The sequence below is a fragment of the Ignavibacteria bacterium genome (genome assembly GCA_025612375.1).
Taxonomy (GTDB): Bacteria; Bacteroidota; Ignavibacteria; order Ignavibacteriales; family SURF-24; genus JAAXKN01.
In genome coordinates, this window is the sequence record JAAXKN010000109.1 from 1 (window position 1) to 1,935 (window position 1,935).

Annotated in this window: 1 protein-coding gene; it reads left to right on the forward strand. The window is 59.3% G+C overall.

Annotation, left to right across the window (positions count from 1 at the left end; all coding sequences use genetic code 11):
• Positions 1 to 522 precede the first annotated feature (522 nt).
• Entirely contained in the window at positions 523 to 1,863 is a 1,341-nt protein-coding gene (gene ltrA, locus HF312_21515; GenBank protein MCU7522790.1) for a group II intron reverse transcriptase/maturase, read from the forward strand.
• Positions 1,864 to 1,935: the final 72 nt, after the last annotated feature.

The window sequence follows — 1,935 nt, forward strand, 5'->3', positions numbered from 1 at the left end:
CACGGAGCGCGCCCAGGTAAGCTTCGCTTCTGCTAGCCGGTGCAAGTCCGGTCGGGGTAAGGACCAAGCCGCCCCGTAGCTGACGGCCAGTGTGAGGAGAAATCCCAGCGCTGAAGCGCCGTGACAACGTCCCCATGTGGGGCTAGCAAACTGACAGGCCGTAACATCAAGTGAATCTTGCAGCGTCGTCAAGAAACACCCCGCAAGGGGACAAGAGGGAGCCGAGCCTGTTCCGTGAAGGCGAAGGCCATGGAAGGCGCAAAGAGCTTGGAAAGCAGCGCCCAAGAACCCTCCGGCGTAAGGAGAGCGGCATGCCAGGAAAGCAGAGTGAGGAACTGGGGAGACCCTCCCCGGCCCCGGCGAAAGCCGGGAAGCACGGGGGCCTATAAACCGAGAGGCGAAAGGGCGACCAGCCGGGAGGGAGTCGGAGGGGGTTATAGTACCGAGGAAGGCGAGGACAACAGAACCCGCCGGAGGGAAGGACCCCTGCTTTGTCCACGCATCGGATGGAGGTAAGAGCGAGTGAATGCGGAGACGTCCGCTAACAACACCAGTGACAAAGTTCGAGAACTCCAGAGGGTGCTGTACCGAACGGCCAAGCAGAATCGTGTACGACGGTTTCATGCCCTGTACGACAAGGTATATCGGATGGATGTACTGCAGCGGGCCTGGGAGCGGGTCAAGGAGAACGACGGAGCCGCGGGAGTGGACGGGGAGACCCTGAAGCAAATCGAGGAGTACGGCGTGAACCTAATCCTACTTGAGATTCGCCACACGCTCTGGAAAGGGGAGTACCGCCCGCAACCCGTGCGGCGGCGGCATATCCCCAAGCCGGACGGACGGTTCAGACCGCTCGGCATCCCCGCAGTCCGCGATAGAATCGTGCAGATGGCGACGAAGATCGTCATCGAGCCTGTATTCGAAGCGGACTTTCGGGAGTGTTCGCATGGGTTCCGGCCGAAACGGTCGGGGCACCAGGCGGTTAAGGCGATCCAGGAAGGCATGAGGTGGGCGCACTACGTCATCGACGCGGATATCGTCGGCTTCTTCGACAATATCGACCACGGTCTCCTCATGGAGAAGGTGGAACGGCGCATCAGCGACCGCCGAATCCTGAAGCTCATCCGTCAGTGGCTGAGCGCAGGAGTCATGGAGGATGGGGAGGTCCGGGACACTGTCCTGGGCACGCCGCAAGGCGGCGTCATCTCCCCGCTCCTGGCAAACATCTATCTGAACTACCTTGACGAGACATGGGAGGAGCAGGGAAAGCATCTCGGAACCCTGATTCGCTACGCGGACGACTTCGTAGTACTCAGCCATACACGGCGGGAAGCGGAACGGGCCATGAAGGGAATCAGGATACTGCTGGAGCGCCTGAAACTGCAACTCCACCCGGAGAAGACCAAACTGGTCTGCCTCTGGGAAGGGCAAAAGGGGTTCGATTTCCTCGGATTTCACTTCCGAAAGGTAAAAGCCCGTACGAAGAATTGGTACTACCCAAATCACTGGCCGAGTCGGAAAGCGGAACGAGCGATCCGGCAGAAGGTGAAAGGGGTAACCGGGCCGCGCCACCGGCTGAAAGAGTCGGTAACCACGCTCATCCAGGAACTCAACCGCAAGATTGAAGGATGGGCCACCTACTACGGGTATGGCACTGACTACTGGCGGTTCGCGGACCTGGACTGGTACATCGAGGGCAGCCTGCGCTTGTTCTTGAACAAGAAGCACAAAGTGTTGTCGAAGTACCATGTGGGGCGCTACACCCACGGATGGTTCCAAGATCGAGGACTCAAATCTCTGGCAACCGTAGTCAAGATTCGCAATGCGAATGCCGACGGTGAAGGGCATCGGAGAGCCGTGTGATCGAAAAGGTCACGCACGGTTCGATGAGGGGTGGCTGGGGCGATAGCCTCAAACCAGTCATCTACTCTACTT